Consider the following 20,728-nt stretch of genomic DNA (forward strand, 5'->3'; position numbering starts at 1 on the left):
CCTGATGTAATGGTCTAGTGCATTTCAACCCTTACGGGGGCGTCGCGGCGGAATTGGCCGCCCGGCTGGTGAACGCCGCCCCGGACCAGGATCTCGGAAAGCTGCTGGCCGAATCCGATTACAAGCCACTGGGTCCCGTCAACGCGGACCAGCATGCCGAACTCCGGGCTTGGACAAGGGAACTCGACGCGGTCTTCACCGGCCCTTCCGTCGAGCTGCTCAATGCCCTGCTCGCGAAAACGACCAGCCGCCCGTACATTTCGACCCACGACGGGCGCGCGCCGCACCTGCACTACTCCGACGAGACCGCGCCCGTGGACGAACGGGTGAAGGCTTATACCGCCTTCGGCCTGGCCGCCCTGTTCTGCGAGGATCCGTCCCGCATCGGCCGCTGCGCGCGGGAGGGCTGCGACATCGTCTTCGTCGACACCTCCCGCAACGGACGCCGCCGCTTCTGCTCGACCCGCTGCTCGACCCGGGTGCATGTGGCCGACCATCGCCGCCGGCAGGTCTCCTGACCGGACATTTCCGGCAACATGCAACCATCGGTTGCGCATTGACCGATAGCGGACTACCTTGATGTGCAACAAAAGGTTGCGTATCGAGAAAGGTCCCGAACATGGAGTACGGCAGCATCGAACGTGAGATCTATGTCGACGCCTCCCCCGACGTGGTGTTCGAGGTCGTCAGCAAGCCCGAGCACATCAACGAATGGTGGTCCGACGACTCCTCGTTCGAGGTGAAGCCCGGGGCGGTCGGCGAGCTGGTCTGGGGTGAACGCGTCGATGTCGAGGCCATGCTGGTGGTGGAGGTCGATCCGCCGCGGTTGTTCTCCTTCCGCTGGTGCTATCCGGACAGCACGGTCGCCGACGACGCGAAATCACTGCTGGTCACCTTCGAGCTCACGCCGATCGGCGCGGGCACCCGCATCCGGCTCACCGAGTCCGGCTGGCGCGAACGCGGCTGGGAGGCCGCCCAGCTCGAGGAGATGTACCGCGAGCACATCATCGGCTGGGACACCTTCGTCCCCCGGCTCGGCGAGTACATCGCCGAACTGGTGTCCACCCGATGAGCACCCTGGTCGACGACGAGCTGTGGTCCGCGGTCGGCGATCCGACCCGGCGGCGCATGCTCGACCTGCTCCTGGCGGCCGGCGATGGCACGGCCACCGGCCTCAGTGAGCAACTGCCCGTGACACGGCAGGCCATCGCGAAACATCTCGGCGTGCTCGACCGGGTCGGCCTGGTGCACGCCACGCCCGCCGGGCGGGAAAAGAGGTACCGCGTGGACGAAGCGCAACTCGCGCGGGCCGTCGCGCAACTGTCCTCGGTCGGGGCCGCCTGGGATGCCAGGCTGCGCCGCATCAAGACCATCGCCGAGGCCATTCAGCGCGCCCAGGATCAGCGCGACACCGAATAAGAATCACTCTCGAAGGAAGAAATGCAATGGTCGACATCCTGCACAAGGTTGGCATCAAATCCCCCGCCTCCGCGGTCTACACCGCGCTCACCACGCCCGAGGGCCTGGCCGGCTGGTGGACCACCGACACCAAGGGCGATGGCGCGAGTATCGGCGGCGAACTCCAATTCCGGTTCGCCGCAGGTGGATTCGATATGAACGTCCGCGACCTCGACCCGGGCAAGCATGTGCTGTGGGAAGTGGTCGACGGACCCGAGGAATGGATCGGCACCCACGTCGACTGGACCCTCACCCACTCCGACGACTACACCACCGTGCTGTTCAAGCATCGCGACTGGAAGGAACCGGTCGAGTTCATGCACCACTGCAGCACCAAGTGGGCCACCTACCTGGTGAGCCTCAAGCAACTGCTCGAAACCGGCACGGGCGCCGCCCACCCCGACGACGTCAAGATCGATAGCTGGGACTGAGAGCCCACCGCGCGTAGTTCTACCCGCCACGCCGGGTGTTTCCTCCCCTGCCCACCCGGCCCGGACCCCCATACGCTGCGGAGCATGCCACATGCTCCGCAGCCCGACTCCACCCCGCTCGCCTGGAAAGAAGCCCTGTGGGGCGCCCTCACCGCCCTCGTCGCCGCGCCTGTCGCCGCCGCCCTGGTCGCAAGCCTCTACCGATTCCCGGTCCCCCTCTCCGGCTACGCCCGCGGCCTCCGCGAAGCCCCCGTCGCAGCCCTCGGAAGCCTCTTCTACCTAGCCCTGGGCGGCGCATTCCTGCTCGGATTCCTCGGCGCTGCGGGCGGTTTCATCGCATCCCGAGTCTTCCCCCGCAATCCCCGGCCCGCCCGACGCCTCACCCTGCTCATCGCAGTACTCACCGCCTTACTCGGCGCGATCGCCTTGGCAGTCCTGGAACTCATCGTCGGCCCGTGGTAACCAGGTACGCCCACACCTCCCCGCGGCGTGGTCCGGTCACCGATCGGTGTCCGAGCCGTCCATTGCGGCGTATTCGGCAGCGAGCTCGTCGTAGTACTCGGGTGAGGTCTGGCCCAGCTCCCGCTCGACGGCGGCGGCGTGCGCCACGGCCCGGTTCATCCGATCCTGCCGCAGCAGCCGTTCCAGGACGGTAGCGATGCCGGCGTTTTCCGCGGCGGCGACCGGCTTGGCGTGCTCGAGCAGGTCCTCGTCGAGACGGACGGACGTCGAGACCTTCATGCGCGCAACCGTACCGTCCTGATGTATTGCACACCAGTGGTGCAATTCGGCCGCGCAGAGTGAATGCTCAACGGCCACACACCCCGAAGGCCCCGGCTGGCGAGCCGGGGCCTTCGGGGTAGATCGGGCGAAACTCCTTGACTACGCGTGGATTTCGCTGCGGTCGCCGCTCCAGAGGGTGTGGTACTTGCCTTCGGCGTCGATGCGCTCGTAGGTGTGGGCGCCGAAGAAGTCGCGCTGGCCCTGGGTGAGGGCTGCCGGGAGGCGTTCGGCGCGGAGGGCGTCGTAGTAGGACAGGGAGGAGGCGAAGGCGGGGACGGGGATGCCGAGCAGGGTCGCGGTGGAGACCACGCGGCGCCAGCTGTCGATAGCGGTTTCGATGGCTTCGCGGAAGTAGGGGGCCAGGATCAGGGACGGGAGTTCGGGGTTCTCCTCGTAGGCGTCCTTGATGCGGTTGAGGAAGCGGGCGCGGATGATGCAGCCGCCGCGCCAGATGGTGGCCAGGTCGCCGGGGTTGAGGTTCCAGTTGTATTCGGCGCTGCCGGCGGCGATCTGGTCGAAGCCCTGGGCGTAGGCGACGATCTTGGAGGCGTAGAGAGCCTGGCGGATGTCCTCGGTGAATTGGGCGATGTCGGTGGGCTTTTCGGCCAGGGTGCCCGAGGCCAGGCCCTGCGCGGCCTTGCGCTGGGCGCGGGAGCCGGACAGGGCGCGGGCGAAGACGGCCTCGGCAATGCCGGTGACCGGGATGCCCAGGTCGAGGGCGGACTTGACGGTCCAGCGGCCGGTGCCCTTCTGCTCGGCGGCATCGACGATGACGTCGACGAGCGGCTTGCCCGTCTTGGCGTCGACCTGCTCGAGGACCTCGGCGGTGATCTCCACGAGGTAGGACTCCAGATCACCGGAGTTCCACTGGGTGAACACGTCCGCGATCTGCTTGGCGTCGAAGCCGAGGGCGTCGCGGAACAGGTGGTAGGCCTCGCCGATGAGCTGCATATCGGCGTACTCGATGCCGTTGTGCACCATCTTCACGAAGTGGCCGGAGCCGTCGGGGCCGATGTGGGTGCAGCAGGGGGTGCCGTCGACCTGAGCCGCAATGGATTCCAGCATGGGGCCCAGCGACTCGTAGGACTCCTTCGGGCCGCCCGGCATGATGGCGGGACCGTTGAGCGCGCCCTCCTCGCCGCCGGAGATGCCCGCGCCGACGAAGTTCAGGCCGCGCTCGGCCATGGCGGCCTCACGGCGAATGGTGTCGGTGTAGAGGGCGTTGCCGCCGTCGATAATGATGTCGCCCGGCTCCATGACCGCGGCCAGCTCTTCGATGACGGCGTCGGTGGGCTCGCCCGCCTTGACCATGATCAGCACCCGGCGCGGCTTCTCGAGGGCCGCGACGAACTCCTCGATGGTCTCGGTGCGCACGAAGTCGCCGTCGTCGCCGTGTGCCTCGAGGAGCGCGTCGGTCTTGCCGACGCTGCGGTTGTGCAGCGCCACGGTGTAGCCGTGCTTGGCGAAGTTGCGGGCGATATTGCTGCCCATGACCGCCAGGCCGGTGACTCCGATCTGGGCACGCGCTGTAGAGGTCGCCATGACTTGGCCTCTCTCCGTTCGGTAGTTGCGGGACCGCGCGAGGTGAATCGGCGGGCGGCATCCGGGCGGGATTCCCGTGACGCCTCGCCCCCTTTTCTACTACCTCGCCTCCGGGGCGCCGTGATGGTGGTGCGGTTCGGTCGGTCGCAAAGCGCCACGGGCAGTTATGGGAACGTGTTCTAATTCTTTGACCTAGATCACATTTGGATCCGGTGCGCTATGGCAAGGCAGGGGGCGCGAGGATGGTTTCCCACAGGACATGGGTCGTCAGGTCGGCGGGGCTGGGACTGGTCACCGTGATCGCGATGGTGATCACGCTGTGCCTGATGAGTTTCGCGGGCGGGTTCGAGGACACCACGCAGGTGACGGTCACCGCGCCGCGCAGCGGTCTGGTGCTGGATCCCGAGGCAAAGGTGAAGTTCCGCGGGGTGGAGATCGGGCGGGTGGCCGCGATCGACAGCACGGCCAACGAGGCCCGGGTGGTGCTGGATATCGACCCCGAGATACTGCGGCTGGTGCCCGCCGATGTCTCCGTGGATATTCGCTCCACGACCGTGTTCGGGGCGAAGTACATCAACTTCACGGCGTCCGCTCAGCCGTCCCGGGAATCACTGAAACCCGGTGCGGTCATACCCGCTTCGAATGTGACGGTGGAGTTCAACACGCTGTTCCAACACCTTTCGGACATCCTCGCGCAGGTCGAACCCGAAAAGCTCAATGCCACACTGCAAGCCCTCGGCGCGGCCCTCGACGGGCGCGGGGAGGATCTCGGCCGGATCCTCGCCGGCAGTGACGCCGTTCTGCGCGAGCTCAACCCGGTCCTGCCCGCGCTGCGTCACGACCTGCAATCCACCACCGCGGTGACCGGCCTGTACAGCGACACCGTCCCGGACCTGTTGCACACCACCGACAATGCCGCCGTCACCGCCGCCGCCCTGGTCGACGGTCAGCTCCGCCTCGACGCGCTGCTGGCCAACCTCATCGGCCTGGCCGACACCGCGACCCCTGTCCTCGCCGACACCGCATCACCGCTCGTCCAAGCCTTGCGCCTGCTGCGCCCCACCACCGAGACGCTCTACGAATACCGGCCGGCGCTCTACTGCACCATCGTCGGCCTCGGCACGAACATGCCCCTCATCGCGTACCTGTTCGGCGGCGGCCCCGACGCCGCCGTCTTCTTCAACGCCAGCCTCATGCCCGCGGGCGAACCCTACAAATATCCCGAAGATCTGCCGATCGTGAACGCCACCGGCGGCCCGCACTGCGAAGGCGTGCTCGACCACATTCCGGGCACCACCGCCGATTACCTCGTCACCGATACGTCGGAAGGCCATATCTGGCATCCGCAGACGCACCCGAGCCCGGTCGCCGGAACAGTCTTCGAATTCCTGTATCCGCTGCCCCGCTGACGACTCAGACCGTTGACGGCACTCGCGCACCGCGGGTGCGGCGTGTTCGAGTTTTCTTGGGGCGCAGGGCTTCCAATCGCGCCGCTGCGGCATCGAGGAACAACTCCAGGGCGTAATCATAAGAATTGCGGCGCATTTCGGGTTGCAGCAGTGGGGAGAGGGCGGTCAGATGGGGGTGGGTTTCGGCGGGAAGGGCCGGGTAGATCTCGTCCCAGATGCGGAAGTCGGCCTGTTTCGCGGCGGGCGGCAGGGCGGCCCAGCAGGCCTGCTGGGTGCCGCTGGACATACCCTGTTCGACCAGGACGTGGTAGAGGCGGACCGCTTCCTCGTCCGGAAAGCCCGCGCCGCGCAGCACTCCCAGGATCGTATTGATCGCGGTCGCCTCGTGGCGGCGGCCGGTGGTCCGGTACATGGTGAGGGCGGCGACCTGGGGGCAGTCGAGGTAACTGTCGCGGATGCGATGACCGATGGCACGGAGATCCTGTAGCCAGTCGCCGGTTGGTTGCCAGCCCGCCAGGGAGCGGCCGATGAGCAGGTCGCCGACGGCCAGCAGGAGATCGTCGGTTCCCGCGAAGTAGCGGTAGAGCGCGGTGGGGTCGGCACCCAGTGCGGCGCCCAGGCGGCGGACGGACAGGCCGCCCGCGCCGTGCTCCTTCATCAGGCGCAGCGCGGTCTCGACGATCAACTCCTCCGAGAGGATCGCGCCCTGTTTGCTGGGGCGGCGTCGGCGGCGGGGAGCGCCGGGACTGCGGGAGTCGCTCATGCGGGGCACCTTATGTCAACAGTATTGACCTAAAGATACGTCGACATTTCTCATGTGCTAACCAAAACGGCACATTTCGGAAGTTGAAGCTCATGGCCACAGATATGCGAAGATCCCTCGGCGTACTCGACAACGTCGTGATCGCCGCGTCCACCACCGCCGTCACCACCAGCATCGGAATCGGACTCGGGCTCACGGCCGCCATTGTGGGGCTGCATCTGCCGATCGTCATGGCCTTGGCCATCGTGCCGGTCGCCTGTATCGCGGGGGCGTACGCGCGGCTGAATCGGGTCGAGCCCACTGCGGGCAGCACCTATGTGTGGGTGGGACGGTCGCTGAATCCGTGGCTCGGATTCCTGTGCGGCTGGGTGATGACCTTCAGCATGGTGCTGTTCCTCGCCTACACCACCACCGTCACCGGATCGGCGATGCTCGCGCTGGCGGGCGAGGCCGGGCTGGGGCGGATCGGCGGGCTGGAACTGCGGCCGGAATCCACGCTGCAATCCACGCTCGCCGGGCTGCTGGTGCTGGTGGCGGCGGTGCTGACCGCGGCGGTGGGGGTGAGCCTGGCCGCGAAATTCCAGCGGGTGCTGCTGATCTTCGAATACCTTGTGCTGCTGGGATTCTGCGGCTACGGCCTGGTCGCGGGCGCCCAGCCGTTCAGCCTGGACTGGCTCAACCCCTTCGATATTCCCTCGACCACGGCCTTCGCGCAGGGCATGGTCACCGCGGTGTTCTGTTACTGGGGATTCGACGCCGCGTTCAGCATGAGCGAGGAATGCCACGACAGCCGCACCGCCGGGCGCGCCGGAGCCACCACGCTGCTGCTGGCGCTGGGGCTATTCCTGTTGGCTTCCTTCGCATTTCAGCGCGTACTGCCGCTGGAGGAATTGGCCGGGCACGGCGCGGAGGGGCTGGTGTACTTCGGGTCGGCCCTGACCGCCGCGCCGCTGACGCTGCTGCCCATGATGGCGCTGACCTTCTCGACGGTGGCGTCACTGCAGTCCAGTGTGCTGCCCACGGTGCGCGGCATGTTCGCCATGAGCCGGGATCGCACGCTGGGCCCGGTGTGGTCGCGCGTGCACCCGCGCTACGGCACCCCGGCCGCGGGCACTATCGCCCTCGGCGCGCTCGGGCTGCTGGTTTGCGTTGTGGCGCTGGCGATTCCGAAGGTGCCCGATCTGATCAATGCGACCGTGAGCGCGATCGGGATCGTCGTCGCCCTCTACTACGGCTCGACCGCCCTGGCCGCCGCGGCCCGCTTCCGCGATCTGCTGCGCACGAGCGCGCGGGACGCGCTGGCGGCGGTGATCCTGCCGGTCCTCGGCGCGGCCATGCTCTTCGCCCTCGCCGGCTATCTGTGCTGGAGTTACGCCACCAGCACCGACCACTACGAGATCGCGGCCGGCAATGGCTGGTTCGTGCTGTCGGTGCCCGCGTTCATGGTGCTCTCCGGCGTCGCGGTCGGCGCGTGGGCCAAATGGGTCCGCAAATCCCCCTACTTCCGGCGCACCGCGCCCGGAATCCTGGTCGGCGGCGAACCAGGCATCATCGAATCATCGCCCGCCGCAGCGTTGCCTCCCACCACCGTTGTCAGGAGTAACTGAATGTCCTACGCCGACCTAGTCTTCACCGGCGGCAGTGTCCTCACCATGGATGCCGCGCGCAGCCGCGCCACGGCGCTGGCGGTCACCCGCGACCGCATCAGCGCCGTCGGGCACGCGGAGGTGCGCGAATACATCGGGCCGCAGACCGAAGTCGTGGATCTGGCCGGGCGGGCGCTGCTGCCCGGTTTCCAGGACGCGCATGTGCACGCGGCCGCGGCGGGCATCGAGCTGGGCGAATGCGATCTCACCGGGACGACCGAGCTCGCGGAGTATCTGCGCCGGATCGCGGCGTATGCCGCGGCCGATCCGGGGCGGGAGTGGATCACCGGCAGCGGGTGGTCGATGGAGAGCTTTCCCGGTGGCATCCCGACCCGGCAGCAGCTCGACGCCGTGGTCGCCGACCGGCCCGTGTACCTGGTCAATCGCGACCATCACGGTGCGTGGGCCAATACTCGCGCGCTCGAATTGGCGGGCATCACCGCCGATACGCCCGATCCGAGTGACGGGCGCATCGAACGCGACGCCGAGGGTGTGCCCGGCGGCATGCTCCAAGAGGGAGCCATGCACCTGGTCGACCGCATCATCCCGCCGGTCACCGCCGAGGAGCGCCTGACCGGGCTGCTGCGCGCCCAGGCCCGGCTGCATTCGCTCGGCATCACCGCCTGGCAGGAGGCCATCGTCAGCGCCGACGGCGGTCCCATGGACCACGCCGCCACCTATCACACCGCCGCCGGGCGCGGCCTGCTCACCGCCCGCGTGGTGGGCGCTCAATGGTGGGAGCGCGAGCAGGGTTCGGAGCAGATTCCCGCAATGATCCTGCGCCGCAAGCAGTTCAGCGCCGGCCGCTTCCGCCTGGACACGGTGAAGATCATGCAGGACGGCGTGGCCGAGAACTTCACCGCCGCCATGACCGAGCCCTACAAGGATCACAAAGGCTGCTGCACCACCAATAGCGGCCTCAGCTTCGTGGACCCGATCGCCTTGCGCGACTACGTCACCGAACTCGACGCCCACGACTTCCAGGTCCACTTCCACGCCCTGGGCGACCGCGCCGTCCAGGAAGCGCTCAACGCCCTCGAGGCCGCCCTCGGTGCCAACGGCCAGCGCGGCAATCGCCACCACCTCGCCCACCTGCAAGTCGTCCACCCCGACGACATCACCCGCTTCTACCGCCTGGGCGCCATCGCCAACCTCCAACCCCTGTGGGCCGCGCACGAACCCCAGCTCGACGACCTGACCCTCCCCTTCCTCGGAGGCGACCTCTCCGCCCGCCAGTACCTCTTCGGCGATCTGGCCCGCGCCGGCGCGACCCTGGCCTGCGGCAGCGACTGGCCCGTCAGCGACCCCAACCCCTTGGCGGGCATTCATGTCGCCGTCAACCGCGTCCACCCCGGCTCCGACCTGCCCCCGCTACTCCCCGACCAGCGCCTCGACCTCATGACCGCCCTCGCGGCCTATACGGCGGGCTCGGCCCACGTCAACCGTCTCGACGACACCGGCAGCCTGCTCCCCGGCAACCTCGCGGATCTGATTGTCCTGGACCGCGACCCGTTCCACGTCTCCCCCACCGAGATCGCCGACCTCACCGTCGCCCAAACCTACGTCGGCGGCACTCGGGTATTCGGCTGATCTCCGTCCCGCGAAATTCAGTGGCGCACCACCCGCGGCGCTTGTTAGCGTTCTCGTCAACAACGATCACGAAAGGCACAGCGATGACCCGGTATTCGTACACCACGCTCGCGTGGTCGCGCATAACCCGTGAACGCTGTGCACTCGAATCGTTCTCGCGGCGCCGCACCGGCCTGCGGGGTGATCCGTAACAGGGGGCCTTCTCCCCTGCCGAAGGGTCGCTCCACTGGCTGAACCGCCAACGGAGCGGCCCTTTTTCATTTCATACCGATGCCTTCGTAGCTCAACCGGACAGAGCACCTGAATTCGAGTCAGGCAGATAGGGGTTCAAATCCTCTCGAGGGCTCCACGGCGCAGTTGCTCTGCTGGCACGGGCAGTCTGGTTTTCACCCAGAATCCACGTCGGTTCGATTCCGATCTGCGTCACCGAGGCCTCGTGCTCTGCTGGTCGGGCACCCTGACTCTCACTCAGGACGACGCGGGTTCGATTCCCGCCGAGGTCACCACGGACTCTCACCTCATGACCGCTCTCACGGGCCGCACTGCGGGTTCGGCCCACAGCAACCGTCGCACCGACAACCGCAGCCCCCTCCCCGCGAGGACAGCACCGAATCATTCGGGCACGCCCGAATCATCATGAACGGCAGTCGAAACTCGATAGCGTCGATCAAACCGGCCGCACGGCGATCGGGCCCGACTCCTCGGGGTGGAAATGGATTTCACGTACATCCCGCCGGATGGCATCGCCGCAGCCGCGTGATCTCGGTCCGCTGAAAGGAAGTCGGATATGCAATGCCGGAGATTCGGTCTCGCCGTCGGCTTCGTGCTCGTCGCCATGTCGATCATCGGTTGCAGTGGTGCGGAATCGGCAACCGATGAACAGAAGATCGAGCAGACGCTGCGGGCTGTGACGGAAGCCGAGGACATATCGGCAAGAAGGCCGTTCATGTGTGCCGCGATTCGCGAGATATTCGACGCCGCTTCGCCGATACCTACGCTTCCGGCGGACGTTTCGCTGCCGCCGGAATTCCAGGTGGAGCAGGACACACTGAAGGCTGAGCTCGATGCCTTGTATTCGGCGCTGCCCGCTGTGCCCGAGACCATCGAGCTGACCAAGATCGCCAAGATCGAGATCCGGGGCGACACCGCCACCGCGGAGGTGACGACCGTCAGTGCCGGAATGGAATCGACGGGCGAAGTGTCGCTGCGCCGGGAGGGGGACGAATGGAAGCTCTGCTCCGACGATTTGGCGCCTTGACCTGCCGCCGGAAGCGCCTCGGGCTGATCGCCGGATCTTCGGTGCTCATGCTCGCCGGGACGATGGCCGTACTGTTCGGCAGCAGCTCTGGACCTCAGGATGAGAAGGAAATCGAAACCGTGCTGCGCGAGGTGCTCGCCGCGCCGGACCCGTTCGTCGTCATCGATCACTACAGCACGGAACTACGCGAGCGGTACGAAAACAATCCACTGGATGCCGTTCGGCAGGCGGACCGCGGCATCGTCACACATGTTGAGAACATCGTGATAACAGGGGATCTCGCCAATGCCGAGGTAACCATCGAGTGGAATGACGGGTATGAGGCGACCGACATCTTCTTCCTGCGGAGGGAGGACGGGAGATGGCGGTACCTGCATTGAAGCGACCACCGGAGGCCCTGCCGCGGCGACTCGGTATCCCACTGGTCGTCGTTCTGTGGACGACGCTCGTCACAGTCATTGGTTCCGCTTCGCCATTACCCGACGACTGCGTCAGCTTGCTGCGTGAGGCACAGGCACACAATCGAGAGGCTGCCGTCCACAACGCGAATCCGCCGAACCCGCACAATTACGCTGCGGTCCAGGCATACAACGCCGCCGCGGCCACCGGAAACGCACGCGGCATCCAGATCATGTCGAAGGCTCTGAGCTGCACAATCGACGCCCCGGCCACGGCGGGCGCGACGAGGCCGACAGCGGCACCGTCCACCGGCTCCGCACCGAGCAGCGCGAAAACCGCTGCGGCGGCCTACTCTCCGCCGGGGACCACCGCGGCCGAAGCCGAGAACGAACCGATCGCGACGAAGATCAACTCGCCCGAGTATCGCGCCAAATACCTGCTCCCGGACGAGGTCAATGGCATCATCCGCCCCAGGAACAACTTCGCGATCGACGAGAACGGCATGGTCGTACCGCCGATCCGAATTGATCCGAGCGATCCTTCCCGCTTCATCACGGTCGTCGAGGAGGGCCAGCCACCGGGGTATGTGCCTGGCAGCGACAAGCGTGCCGGCATCGAACCCATCGAACAGATCGAACTCGGAACCCTTCAAGATGCCGCGGTTCTCGCATTGCACGCGATTACGAATCGGCAGTGGGCGGCATTGATCGCACAGCGCGATGCGGAGATCACGGCGACCGGACGGGTATCGCCGGAAACCGCGGCGCAGATGAAAGAGGTCTACGATGCGCGAAGTCAGGCGCTCGCCGAGCTCGGCACCCTCGCACGCCAGCACATGCTGCGCAATCAATATCCCCGCACAGCCTTCTACGTCGAGCAGATCGATGACCCTGTCACGAAGAGGCGTGGCGGCTTCGACAGTGTCTACGAAATAGTCGACAAGGCAAGCGGTGGGTGCACGATCCTGATCATCGCCGAAAAGGGACCCGGTGACGAACTGAACGTACGCCCGGGGGCGCAGGGCCTGCACTACCAAGAAGGGACGCGCGGGTATCTCGACGCGACGGTCGAGGCGATGACGACATCGGAATCCGCTGTCGATCGCGCTCTCGCGAACCGCCTGACCGACCCCGGCACCTGCAAGGTCGAGTACGTACTGGTCAGAGCACTGGTCACTCGGATAAAGGTCAATGGAGTCGTCACAAACGAGTTGCTCGTCGGTTTCGACAGCCGGCAGTTCCGCGTCGATGAACCGAGCTCGCCGACACATGTGGACGCACCGTCCGGTGTCCCCCGGGATTTCACCGCCGAGGACCGCCGCGCGATCGACGATTACATCTCGACGAACCATTGGTGGATCAATAGATACAACCATGACAACCACAGCGTGCCCCGGGCGGAAGCCAGGCTGGATCTGGAGCAGCGCTCGCGAGCCATCTCCACTGCTTTGGCAAAACTACCGCCGTACACGGGTGTCGTACTTCGGGGAATCAATCTGTCGGACAAGCTCCTGGAGAAATACAAACCCGGAGCTGCGATTCTCGAGCCTGCTTTCACAAGCTCCTCGATCGACAGACCCCGCCAGGGAAACACCCAGTTCACCATCGAATCGAGAAACGGAAAGTGCCTTGTCCCGCTTGGGATTCCGATATTGGAGAATGAGGCTCTCTTCGATCGGGGCACGCGGTTCGAAGTTCTCACTCACGAGATTGTTAACGGCGTCCATCACATCAGACTCCGAGAGCGGGCCTGACATCGACGCCCCATTCGAAAGGCAGCACGATGAGCACCACTTTGATGCGATCGAGGACAATGTACTTGTTCGCCCTGATAATGCTCGCACTCGCCGGGTGCACCCAGGAGCAACTCGAGGACCGGAGCGGACCATCGGATGCCATCCACGACGTCGACTACGTCGAGGTCTATCGCAACACCGACAGCTTTCCGAATATCGCGCGGGTCTGCGTGAGTGGCATAGCATTCGCCGCAACCTCGACTGGTCGCGGCGAATCCGCCGGGGCGGGTCCGATCGTCCGGGTAACAGAGTGGGACAGCTTCTGCGCCACCAAGTAGTACGGGCATGCCTCAGTGCACGGGCTGCAGTTCGCGCACCACGTCGACGCTGAGGAAATGCGGGGCGTTGAGGACGTTACGCAGCATGAAGCGGATGAATATCGGCATGGCGGCGGCGGTTTCGTCGCGGTAGAGGTGGGGGTTGCGGACTTCGTAGCGGTGGCGGCGGGTGTGGAGTTCGCACCCGCCGGCGGCGAGAACATTACGGACCCAATCGGATTCGGGGCCATAGGTGAGGGCGATGACGTAGCCGCCGTCGCGGCGGAAGGCCCACAGCGGGGTGCGGAAGGTCTTGCCGGATTTGCGGCCGCGGTGGATGACGACGGCCCAGCCCGGCGCCCAGGGGGCGATGAACTTGGTGAGGCGGTTGAGGCCGTTGCGGTTGGCTCGGGCGACCCATCGTGGAGCAGGCATTGCAAGAACTCCTCAGTTGTGGAATTTCTCCACCCAGGCTAGCGCCGGCGTCGACAAGAAGTCAACGCTTGTAGAATTCCTGGCACTATGCCACCGATTGGACGACGACCGGGTAAGACCGGCACGCGTGACGTGCTGCTGGAGACGGCGCGGCGCAGGTTTGCCGAAGGCGGATACGAGAAGACGACCGTGCGGGAGATCGCCACGGCCGCCGGGGTCGATCCCGGGTTGATCAGGCACTACTTCGGCAGCAAGGCGGAGTTGTTCCGGGCGACCATGGGCTGGCCGTTCGAACCGGCGGATATCGCCGCACGGATCACCGCGGGTGATCCCGGCGACATCGGCGAACGACTCACCCGAGTGTTCTTCGAAGCCTGGGATCACCCGGAATCACGAGCCCCACTACTGGCCATCCTGCGCGGGGCGGCGACCCATGAGGAGTCGGCAACCCTGGTGCGGCAATTCATTCAGGGACAGGTATACGCACAGATCGCGGCCGTCCTCCCCGGTCCCGATGCGGAATTACGGATCGATCTGGCCATGGCGCAACTCCTGGGCGTCGCGTATCTCCGCTACATCCTGCGGGTCGAGCCGGTGGCCTCGGAATCACTGGCGGAGTTGACGGCCCGGCTCGCACCGGTGATCAGCGGCCATCTGAGCGGCTGACGGGCCGTGCGCGATGTTCGCCCGATGACCGGTGTGATCACGTGAGTCGCATGTGCCACAGGATCATCATCGGAATGCCGGCGTTCGCGGCTTGGGCGGCCTCCGGTATCAGGGCGGTCAGCGACCACGGCCAGATGTTCCAGGGGCCTGGTTCGGTGGCTGCCTCGGATGTGGTTGTGGGGGCGGGCGGTTCATCGCAGGAGTGGATCCGGAATCCGGAGGCCAGTGCGGCGCGGAGATAGTCGCCGGTGCGGTGGTGGTGGGACCGCACTCGTCCGGGTGCACCGTCCGCGCGGCGGATTGTCGGAACATGGGTGCGCGCAACCTGTTCGGGGTGCACATCGGCGATGACGAGGTGGCCGCCGGGGCGCAGGACGCGAGCGAACTCGGCGAAAACCGGGCGCAGCTCGGGCACGTGGCTCAAGGCCAAAGAGCAGGTCACGATGTCCGCCGCGGCGTCGTCGACCGGTAGGTCATCGAGGCCGCCGAGTCGGAAGTCGGCTTGCGGCAGTCGCTTCCGGGCGAGCTCGAGCATCTCGGCCGACCGATCGACGCCGAGTACCGCATGGCCGCAGTCGGCAAGCATTGCGCCGACCCGGCCCGTGCCGCAGGCCGCGTCCACTGCGAGGCCGGGCGGCGACTCGCCTGCCACCGCCCGGATCAACGGTTCGTCATAGTCGAATGCTGGATTGCCGGGACTGTCATAGGCCGCGGCCCAGAGGCCGTAACCCTCGGCGACGTCCACGTGCTCGACCTCCACCCCGGCTTCGTCGAGCGCTCCGTCGTCCAGGAACTTCCGGATCTCGGCAATGCGGGCCTCGGTGAACGCCCGATCGTGCTCCCCGGCGAACGCCCGCAGCAGCGCGGCCCCTTCCAGCCCCAAAACATACGCCAGCGCATGTTCATATGCCATGGTCGCCAAGCTAGTTGCCCGCCGCGACTCGAGGCCAATGATTTTCCTGGCGCCTGCCCACCCGCGAACTGTCGCGGTAGCACGCTGTCAGCGCGGACCGTCCCGCGCGATCCTTCGAGATACGGCTGGCTCATCGGTGTCCGAAAACACGCTCGCGCCTCCCCTTTGCGGCTCAGTGCCCTGGGCGTTCTGATGTGGCGGCGGTCGGCGTCGGCCACGCGCTAGATGTCGTCGTCGAGCGGATCCAGGTCGATCCTGATTGTCAGCATGCGGCCGCCAGCGGCCAAGCGGCGCAGCGCAATTCCGTCGAGTTGATAGAACGGGCGGCCGCGGCCCAGGCTGCGGTGGCGGGCCGCGGCGTCGTCTTCCGGGAGCAGCGTCGCGGTTCCGGTGCGCCAGCGCAGGGCGATGCCGTCGCGGAGCTTTCCCGGGCGGGCTCGGACGCGGACGCGCGGGTTGGCCTCGATATTGCGGACGAACTGGGCGCTGGCGCCCAGGCCCGCAATCAGCCAGAAGACGTCGCCGTCGAGGCCGTTGGCGACCGGGACCCGGCGTGGCAGGCCGCTGCGCCGCCCGATCGTCTCCACGACCGCGTAGGTGGGTGGGCCGAGGCGTTCGACGAGCGCCATGATCAAGGGATTGAAGGTGCGCAAGAACGCCCGTTCGTAGCCCTTCAACGCGGTCATTCGATTCCTCCCCGCACCGTTGTGTGCCGTCGCATTCCAACGTACGCCGGTGCGGTTCGCGGGTTGCGGTGCGGTGGGCGCGAATCGGTGATCCGGTGGACGGTCTTCTGACAGAGTGAGCGGATGCGGCGTTGGTGGCTCGTTGCGTTGTCGGCGGTTGTGCTGGCAGCCGGATGCACTGGGGCGGAGTCTGTTTCGGAGTGGCAGGAGTTGGACCCACTCGGAGATGGTGCGCGGGTGGCGGAATTCGTGCGGGTCGGGGACGAGGTGCTGGCGTTGGGGTCGGTGCCGGGGACGGACGGGCGGGCGCCGGCGGCCTGGGTCAGCGGGGACGGGAGCGACTGGCGGGCGGTCGCGGTGGAGCCCAGGAGCGGGTACGGGTTTGTGGCGGAGTTGATTTCGGCGGGGGCGGGGGAACGGGTCGTGGCGTTGGGGCAGGCGTTCGGTGGGGCGCACAGTAATCCGCGAATGACGGTGTGGAGTGGAGGCACGGGCGGGCTGGTGGAGCATCCGCAGGTGGTGGAGATGTTCGGGGGGCCGCGCGCTATCGCGGTGCTGGGGGCCGCGGCGCTGGGAGGCGTGGATCTGCTGATCGGCGGATGGGGTGGGCCGCTGGGGTACGGGGTTGCGGTGTGGACTTCGCGGGATGGCGCCATGTGGGTGCGGCGGGCGGATGATCCGGCGCTGGCGTCGGGGGCCGGTGAGCAGACCGGAGCGGCCGAGGTGACCACCGGGCCGGAAGGGTTCGTGGTGGTGGGGCATACATTGCGGGAGGGAGCGCCGCGGCCGTTGGAGTGGGTGTCGGCCGATGGGTTCGCCTGGGAGCGGCGGGAACTCGACGGGGTCGGGGTGCTGGCCACTCGGGTGGGGTGTGGTTCGGCGGGCTGTACGGTCTTCGGGCAGACGACGGGGACGCCGGCGCGGATCATGTGCTGGCCGGGTGCCGGCGCGGTTGCCGTGGGCGGGCCGACTGCGAACTCGGTGGACGTGTTGCAGGTGCTCACCGGAAGCGCTCGGGTGGTGACCGCGTTCAAACTCGACGGGGTCGTGCACCTCGCGTCGACCGCATCGAATTGCTCGGATTGGCAGGAGATTCCGATGCCGGTCGCGGCGGCTCGGGCCAGGATGGTGGAGCTGCCCGGCGGCGGGCTGCTGCTGGCGACCACCGAGGACGAGGGCAGCCGGTTGTGGCTGCGGGCCGGTGCGCGATGACCTTCGAACAAGGAGGAATCTTGTCCATTATCGATGTGTGGGCGCAACATCCGACATTGCGCCTGGTGCAGCACGACATGTTCGATTCGCTGCGCCGATGGGGTGCGCCGCTGCCCACCGAGCAGCCGCCGGTGGCCGCGACGCTCGCGCTCATGGATGCCGCCGGGGTGGATACCGCATTGATCTGCGCCTGGTACGGCCCGGAGGGCGTGCTGATCTCCAATGACGAGGTGGCGGAATTCGTGGCGGATTCCGGTGGACGGCTGGTGGGCGTGGCCTCGGTCGACTTGCGCAAGCCCGTGGCCGCCGTGCGTGAATTGCGCCGTGCCGTCACCGAATTGGGTATGCGGGCACTGCGCATCGTGCCGTGGCTGTGGGGGCTGCCGCCCAATGACCGGCGCTACTATCCGCTCTACGCCGAATGCGTGGAACTCGGTATCCCTTTCTGCACGCAGGTCGGCCACACCGGCCCGCTGCGCACCTCCGAGACCGGGCGTCCCATCCCCTATCTCGATGATGTCGCGCTCGACTTCCCGGAACTCACCATTGTCGGCGGCCATATCGGTTATCCGTGGACCACCGAAATGATCGCCCTCGCCACCAAATACCCGAATGTGCACATCGACACCTCCGCGTACACGGTGCGCCGTTATCCGCCGGAACTCATCGCCTATATGAAAACGCACGGGCGTCGAAAAGTATTGTTCGGCACCAATTTTCCCATGATCACGCCGGACCGGGCATTGAAGGGAATCGACGAGCTCGGCCTCGACGACGAGGCCCGCGAGCTGTTCCTGTCGGGCAATGCCCGCCGTGTGTTCGGGCTCGACCCCGGACACACGGCGTGACAGCCGGTCACCGGTCCCGGTGCGCGACCAGTTGCGCCAAGGCGGTCAGGTCCCCGACCGCCAGCTCCGCCGGCAGCGCGTTGAGCGCCGCCCGCAATGCCGCATCGGCCCGCCGCAGCGTCCGATGGCGGCCGCCGGCCTCCTCGATGAGATCGGCGGCCCGCGCTGCCCGGGACGGCGTCATCGGGTTACGGGCCTGGTAGAGCCGCGCGAGCTCGCGGCCGGGCCCGGTATCGGAGGCGAGTGCGCACACGACCGGGAACGACTGCTTGCGGTGAATCAGATCGCTGTGCGCGGGCTTGCCGGTGACGGCCGGATCACCCCAGATATCGATCGCATCGTCGATGAGCTGGAACACCAGCCCCAATTCGGCCCCGAAGGTGTGCATGGCCGACACCACCCGGTGGTCGGCCCCCGCGCACAGTGCTCCCAGCGCGCACGCACACGCCAGCAGCGCCCCGGTCTTCCCGGCCGCCATGGTCAGATATTCGTCGATGCTCACCGTGGAACGCGTCTCGAAGGCGCAGTCGGCGTACTGCCCCCGGCACAGGGTGACGGTCGCGCGGGCCAGCCGGATCACGGCCTCGGAGGTCACCTGCTCGGGTACGCCGTCCGATAGCACGCCGAGTGCCAACGCCTGCAACGCGTCTCCCAGGAGCGTCGCATTGGTTTCGCCCCAGATTCGCCAGACTGTCGGCCGCCCGTGCCGCATCGGGTCGCTGTCCATGATGTCGTCGTGCACGAGGGAGAAGTTGTGCAGCAGTTCCACGGCCGCCGCCGCGTGCACGGCCTGTTCGGTGGCGCCGCCGCAGGCGGTGGCCGCCGCGAAGGTGAGGGCCGGGCGTAGCGCCTTGCCCTGGACCCCGGAGATCTCGTTGCCGTCGGTGTCACACCAGCCGAAGTGGTAGCCCGCCATGCGATCCAGCGGCTCCGCCAGCAGGGCCACCGCCGACCGTAGCACGGGCTCGATCGCCTGTCTGGCCTCGGTTAACTGTTTGCGTGCCAGCCGCTCTATTCGGCAGTCGAAGGAATGTTGCCCGGATTCTGCTGCACGTGGGCAGATTTCGCTGTGCCCGGCCAGATTGGCCACCGCCGGCCGTGACAGTCCCCACCGTCGCCGGCCCTCATGACGTTGTCCCGCTGTGGAATTGGTGTGTTTCGACGCTCGCATAATCGGCCCCGTTCACTTTCGGACACGGCCTCCCGACCACCCGGTGACAGACGGGCGGCCATGCGTAGCAGGTAGCTCATGGTCCCATCGACACGCGAAGGGATCGGGTGGCCTGCGGATTTCAGTTCGGCAACAGCCTGGTGGCCGCTGTTCAAGTGAGCGGCAATCCGTGTTCGAGAGCCTCGATGGGGGCGCTCGTGTAGCGCGCGGCCTGATAGTGATAGTCGAGGTTCGCGCGTACATAGACGGTGTAATTATTTGCAGTAGCTAGAGTGTCGTCCTTATCGCGTCCGGTGATCCCGGCGTCGTCGAGTTCCGCCGGTAGGCGTTCGAGGGCGTCGGTCATGCGCTGGATGCATTCGGTCAGCATCCCGTTCACGAGGTCGTAGGCCTGTGCTCGGTCGTAGCCGTAATGGTATTCGGCCAGCAGCACCGAGTTGTAGAGATATCCGGAGGCCTCGTCGGAGGCCACCGACAGCACATCGTTGAACAGGCCCATATGCTCGACCGCGGCCTCGCGCAGCCCGCGCATGGACGGCAGATGCCGCGCGCCCGCCGACAGGTCCACACCCTCGGCGATCTCGCTGATATCGAGAAATACGAACAGCGCCACGCCATCTCGGCGATGGGCGCGATAGGTCTGCAGATCGGGCAGACTGCCCGATAGTCGCCCGACGGCCTCGGTGTAGTAGGTCCACAGCCACGCGCGGATCTCGGCCTCGACGCTGACCCGCCACTGCGCCGAGCGGCCCTCCGACAGCCGCCGCCACAGATCAGCGAATGCCACGGCGAGCACGCCGGATGTTTGCCCTGCACCGTCGAATACCGCGCTCAGTGCCGTGATCGCATCCAAACATCGGCCCGGATCCGGGATTTCGATGTCGAACTGGTCGTCCACTATGAAAGCCCATGCGGTGTACTGCGAGAGCAGTGCGAGATCGCCCACCCCGGCCCGAGGGCACCACAGGGCGTACATGCGCGCGGGGCGGGTGCGTTCCATGCGCCGGCGCGTGAGCTCCGACGGCACCAGCTCGAAGGTCTCGAGCCAGCCCCACATCGCCGCCTCTGCCTCGATTTCCGCGGGATTGAGGCCCGCTGAATCGAAGGGCATGAAGAATTCGGTTGGTTCCATTGAAACTACCTATCCCCCAACTACTCTACCCACCCATTTGGAATCATTGCGACATTTCGGACAGCTTCTCTCAAAGGTAGCCCGAACCAGGCGGAAAGGGGAACCAGCCGTTCACTAGAGAACGCGAATCCGGCTTTCCGGTGGCAAGATCATCCAATCACGACCGGTCTGAACGAGATCGTTTGCATCCCCGCATCTTTCGGATACGCCAAGGTAGACCGGGTTACCGCAGGTAGACGAGTTGGAGCCAAGATCATCCAGAGTCGGGTTCCATGATCGCTCCAACTTTCGCCGGTTTCAGCTCCTCCAGGAACGCGGAGTTGTCCGCCACCGG

The 20,728-nt window shown here is 66.5% G+C and carries 23 protein-coding genes and 3 tRNA genes; 18 read left to right on the top strand and 8 right to left on the bottom strand.

The window, feature by feature from the left end; translation table 11 throughout:
- Positions 1–17: 17 nt before the first annotated feature.
- The 5 genes from ACYQ5L_RS20845 (at position 18) to ACYQ5L_RS20865 (ending at position 2,351) form a co-directional block, all read left to right on the top strand.
- Complete coding sequence (locus tag ACYQ5L_RS20845) at positions 18–518, top strand: CGNR zinc finger domain-containing protein (protein WP_459959384.1); 501 nt, start codon at positions 18–20, stop codon at positions 516–518.
- Between the two features lie 101 nt (positions 519–619).
- Positions 620–1,072 carry an SRPBCC domain-containing protein gene (locus tag ACYQ5L_RS20850; RefSeq protein WP_459959387.1) on the top strand — a complete coding sequence of 151 codons (453 nt, stop codon included), beginning with the start codon at positions 620–622 and terminating at the stop codon, positions 1,070–1,072.
- The gene (locus ACYQ5L_RS20855; RefSeq protein WP_379193347.1) at positions 1,069–1,419 is read left to right on the top strand and encodes an ArsR/SmtB family transcription factor; all 351 of its coding nucleotides are present in this window, start codon (positions 1,069–1,071) and stop codon (positions 1,417–1,419) included. The genes ACYQ5L_RS20850 and ACYQ5L_RS20855 overlap by 4 nt, the downstream gene beginning before the upstream one ends.
- Positions 1,420–1,445: 26 nt before the next feature.
- Entirely contained in the window at positions 1,446–1,889 is a 444-nt protein-coding gene (locus ACYQ5L_RS20860) for an SRPBCC family protein (protein WP_459959390.1), read from the top strand.
- An 84-nt stretch (positions 1,890–1,973) separates the two neighbouring features.
- Positions 1,974–2,351 carry a hypothetical protein gene (locus ACYQ5L_RS20865; protein ID WP_459959393.1) on the top strand — a complete coding sequence of 126 codons (378 nt, stop codon included), beginning with the start codon at positions 1,974–1,976 and terminating at the stop codon, positions 2,349–2,351.
- A gap of 36 nt (positions 2,352–2,387) precedes the next feature.
- Here ACYQ5L_RS20865 and ACYQ5L_RS20870 read toward each other — a convergent pair whose 3' ends face one another.
- Positions 2,388–2,630 carry a hypothetical protein gene (locus tag ACYQ5L_RS20870; RefSeq protein WP_459959395.1) on the bottom strand — a complete coding sequence of 81 codons (243 nt, stop codon included), beginning with the start codon at positions 2,628–2,630 and terminating at the stop codon, positions 2,388–2,390.
- Between the two features lie 141 nt (positions 2,631–2,771).
- Entirely contained in the window at positions 2,772–4,214 is a 1,443-nt protein-coding gene (gene gndA, locus ACYQ5L_RS20875; protein ID WP_459959397.1) for an NADP-dependent phosphogluconate dehydrogenase, read from the bottom strand.
- Positions 4,215–4,456: 242 nt separating this feature from the next.
- On the opposite strand from gndA, the gene ACYQ5L_RS20880 reads away from it, so the two are divergent.
- Complete coding sequence (locus ACYQ5L_RS20880; RefSeq protein ID WP_459959399.1) at positions 4,457–5,623, top strand: MCE family protein; 1,167 nt, start codon at positions 4,457–4,459, stop codon at positions 5,621–5,623.
- 4 nt (positions 5,624–5,627) lie between these two features.
- On the opposite strand, the gene ACYQ5L_RS20885 is transcribed toward ACYQ5L_RS20880, so the two are convergent.
- Positions 5,628–6,386 carry a TetR/AcrR family transcriptional regulator gene (locus ACYQ5L_RS20885; RefSeq protein WP_459959400.1) on the bottom strand — a complete coding sequence of 253 codons (759 nt, stop codon included), beginning with the start codon at positions 6,384–6,386 and terminating at the stop codon, positions 5,628–5,630.
- 92 nt (positions 6,387–6,478) lie between these two features.
- On the opposite strand from ACYQ5L_RS20885, the gene ACYQ5L_RS20890 reads away from it, so the two are divergent.
- The 9 genes from ACYQ5L_RS20890 (at position 6,479) to ACYQ5L_RS20930 (ending at position 13,352) form a co-directional block, all read left to right on the top strand.
- Positions 6,479–7,993 (top strand): APC family permease, encoded by a 1,515-nt coding sequence (locus ACYQ5L_RS20890; protein ID WP_459959402.1) that lies wholly within the window; start codon positions 6,479–6,481, stop codon positions 7,991–7,993.
- Positions 7,994–9,622, top strand: coding sequence for an amidohydrolase (locus ACYQ5L_RS20895; protein WP_459959404.1), 1,629 nt, complete (start codon positions 7,994–7,996; stop codon positions 9,620–9,622).
- Between the two features lie 272 nt (positions 9,623–9,894).
- A tRNA-Arg gene (locus tag ACYQ5L_RS20900) sits at positions 9,895–9,971 on the top strand.
- Position 9,972: 1 nt separating this feature from the next.
- Positions 9,973–10,048: transfer RNA gene (locus ACYQ5L_RS20905), tRNA-Glu, on the top strand.
- A 4-nt stretch (positions 10,049–10,052) separates the two neighbouring features.
- Positions 10,053–10,128, top strand: a tRNA-Glu gene (locus ACYQ5L_RS20910).
- Positions 10,129–10,445: 317 nt separating this feature from the next.
- Positions 10,446–10,880 (top strand): Rv0361 family membrane protein, encoded by a 435-nt coding sequence (locus ACYQ5L_RS20915; protein WP_459959405.1) that lies wholly within the window; start codon positions 10,446–10,448, stop codon positions 10,878–10,880.
- Complete coding sequence (locus ACYQ5L_RS20920; protein ID WP_459959407.1) at positions 10,847–11,260, top strand: nuclear transport factor 2 family protein; 414 nt, start codon at positions 10,847–10,849, stop codon at positions 11,258–11,260. The genes ACYQ5L_RS20915 and ACYQ5L_RS20920 overlap by 34 nt, the downstream gene beginning before the upstream one ends.
- On the top strand, positions 11,242–13,032 hold the full coding sequence (locus tag ACYQ5L_RS20925; RefSeq protein WP_459959409.1) for a hypothetical protein: 1,791 nt from the start codon (positions 11,242–11,244) through the stop codon (positions 13,030–13,032). Before ACYQ5L_RS20920 ends, ACYQ5L_RS20925 begins: the two co-directional genes overlap by 19 nt.
- A gap of 29 nt (positions 13,033–13,061) precedes the next feature.
- Positions 13,062–13,352, top strand: coding sequence for a hypothetical protein (locus ACYQ5L_RS20930; protein WP_459959411.1), 291 nt, complete (start codon positions 13,062–13,064; stop codon positions 13,350–13,352).
- A gap of 12 nt (positions 13,353–13,364) precedes the next feature.
- On the opposite strand, the gene ACYQ5L_RS20935 is transcribed toward ACYQ5L_RS20930, so the two are convergent.
- The gene (locus ACYQ5L_RS20935) at positions 13,365–13,766 is read right to left on the bottom strand and encodes a nitroreductase family deazaflavin-dependent oxidoreductase (protein WP_459959412.1); all 402 of its coding nucleotides are present in this window, start codon (positions 13,764–13,766) and stop codon (positions 13,365–13,367) included.
- Between the two features lie 87 nt (positions 13,767–13,853).
- Here ACYQ5L_RS20935 and ACYQ5L_RS20940 point away from each other — a divergent pair, with 87 nt between their 5' ends.
- Positions 13,854–14,432 carry a TetR/AcrR family transcriptional regulator gene (locus ACYQ5L_RS20940; protein WP_459959414.1) on the top strand — a complete coding sequence of 193 codons (579 nt, stop codon included), beginning with the start codon at positions 13,854–13,856 and terminating at the stop codon, positions 14,430–14,432.
- A gap of 37 nt (positions 14,433–14,469) precedes the next feature.
- On the opposite strand, the gene ACYQ5L_RS20945 is transcribed toward ACYQ5L_RS20940, so the two are convergent.
- Positions 14,470–15,345, bottom strand: coding sequence for a class I SAM-dependent methyltransferase (locus ACYQ5L_RS20945; RefSeq protein WP_459959417.1), 876 nt, complete (start codon positions 15,343–15,345; stop codon positions 14,470–14,472).
- Positions 15,346–15,566: 221 nt separating this feature from the next.
- Positions 15,567–16,031 carry a nitroreductase/quinone reductase family protein gene (locus ACYQ5L_RS20950; protein ID WP_459959419.1) on the bottom strand — a complete coding sequence of 155 codons (465 nt, stop codon included), beginning with the start codon at positions 16,029–16,031 and terminating at the stop codon, positions 15,567–15,569.
- Positions 16,032–16,268: 237 nt separating this feature from the next.
- Here ACYQ5L_RS20950 and ACYQ5L_RS20955 point away from each other — a divergent pair, with 237 nt between their 5' ends.
- On the top strand, positions 16,269–17,243 hold the full coding sequence (locus ACYQ5L_RS20955) for a hypothetical protein (RefSeq protein WP_459959420.1): 975 nt from the start codon (positions 16,269–16,271) through the stop codon (positions 17,241–17,243).
- A 77-nt stretch (positions 17,244–17,320) separates the two neighbouring features.
- The gene (locus ACYQ5L_RS20960) at positions 17,321–18,091 is read left to right on the top strand and encodes an amidohydrolase family protein (protein WP_459963488.1); all 771 of its coding nucleotides are present in this window, start codon (positions 17,321–17,323) and stop codon (positions 18,089–18,091) included.
- 7 nt (positions 18,092–18,098) lie between these two features.
- Here the strand turns inward: ACYQ5L_RS20960 and ACYQ5L_RS20965 are convergent, their stop codons facing one another.
- Both ACYQ5L_RS20965 and ACYQ5L_RS20970 read right to left on the bottom strand, forming a co-directional pair.
- The gene (locus tag ACYQ5L_RS20965; RefSeq protein ID WP_459959421.1) at positions 18,099–19,037 is read right to left on the bottom strand and encodes a polyprenyl synthetase family protein; all 939 of its coding nucleotides are present in this window, start codon (positions 19,035–19,037) and stop codon (positions 18,099–18,101) included.
- A gap of 376 nt (positions 19,038–19,413) precedes the next feature.
- A complete protein-coding gene (locus ACYQ5L_RS20970; RefSeq protein ID WP_459959422.1) occupies positions 19,414–20,394 on the bottom strand; it encodes a terpene synthase family protein in 981 nt (326 codons plus the stop codon).
- Between the last annotated feature and the right edge of the window lie 334 nt (positions 20,395–20,728).

The sequence above is a fragment of the Nocardia sp. IFM 10818 genome, from assembly GCF_054655275.1.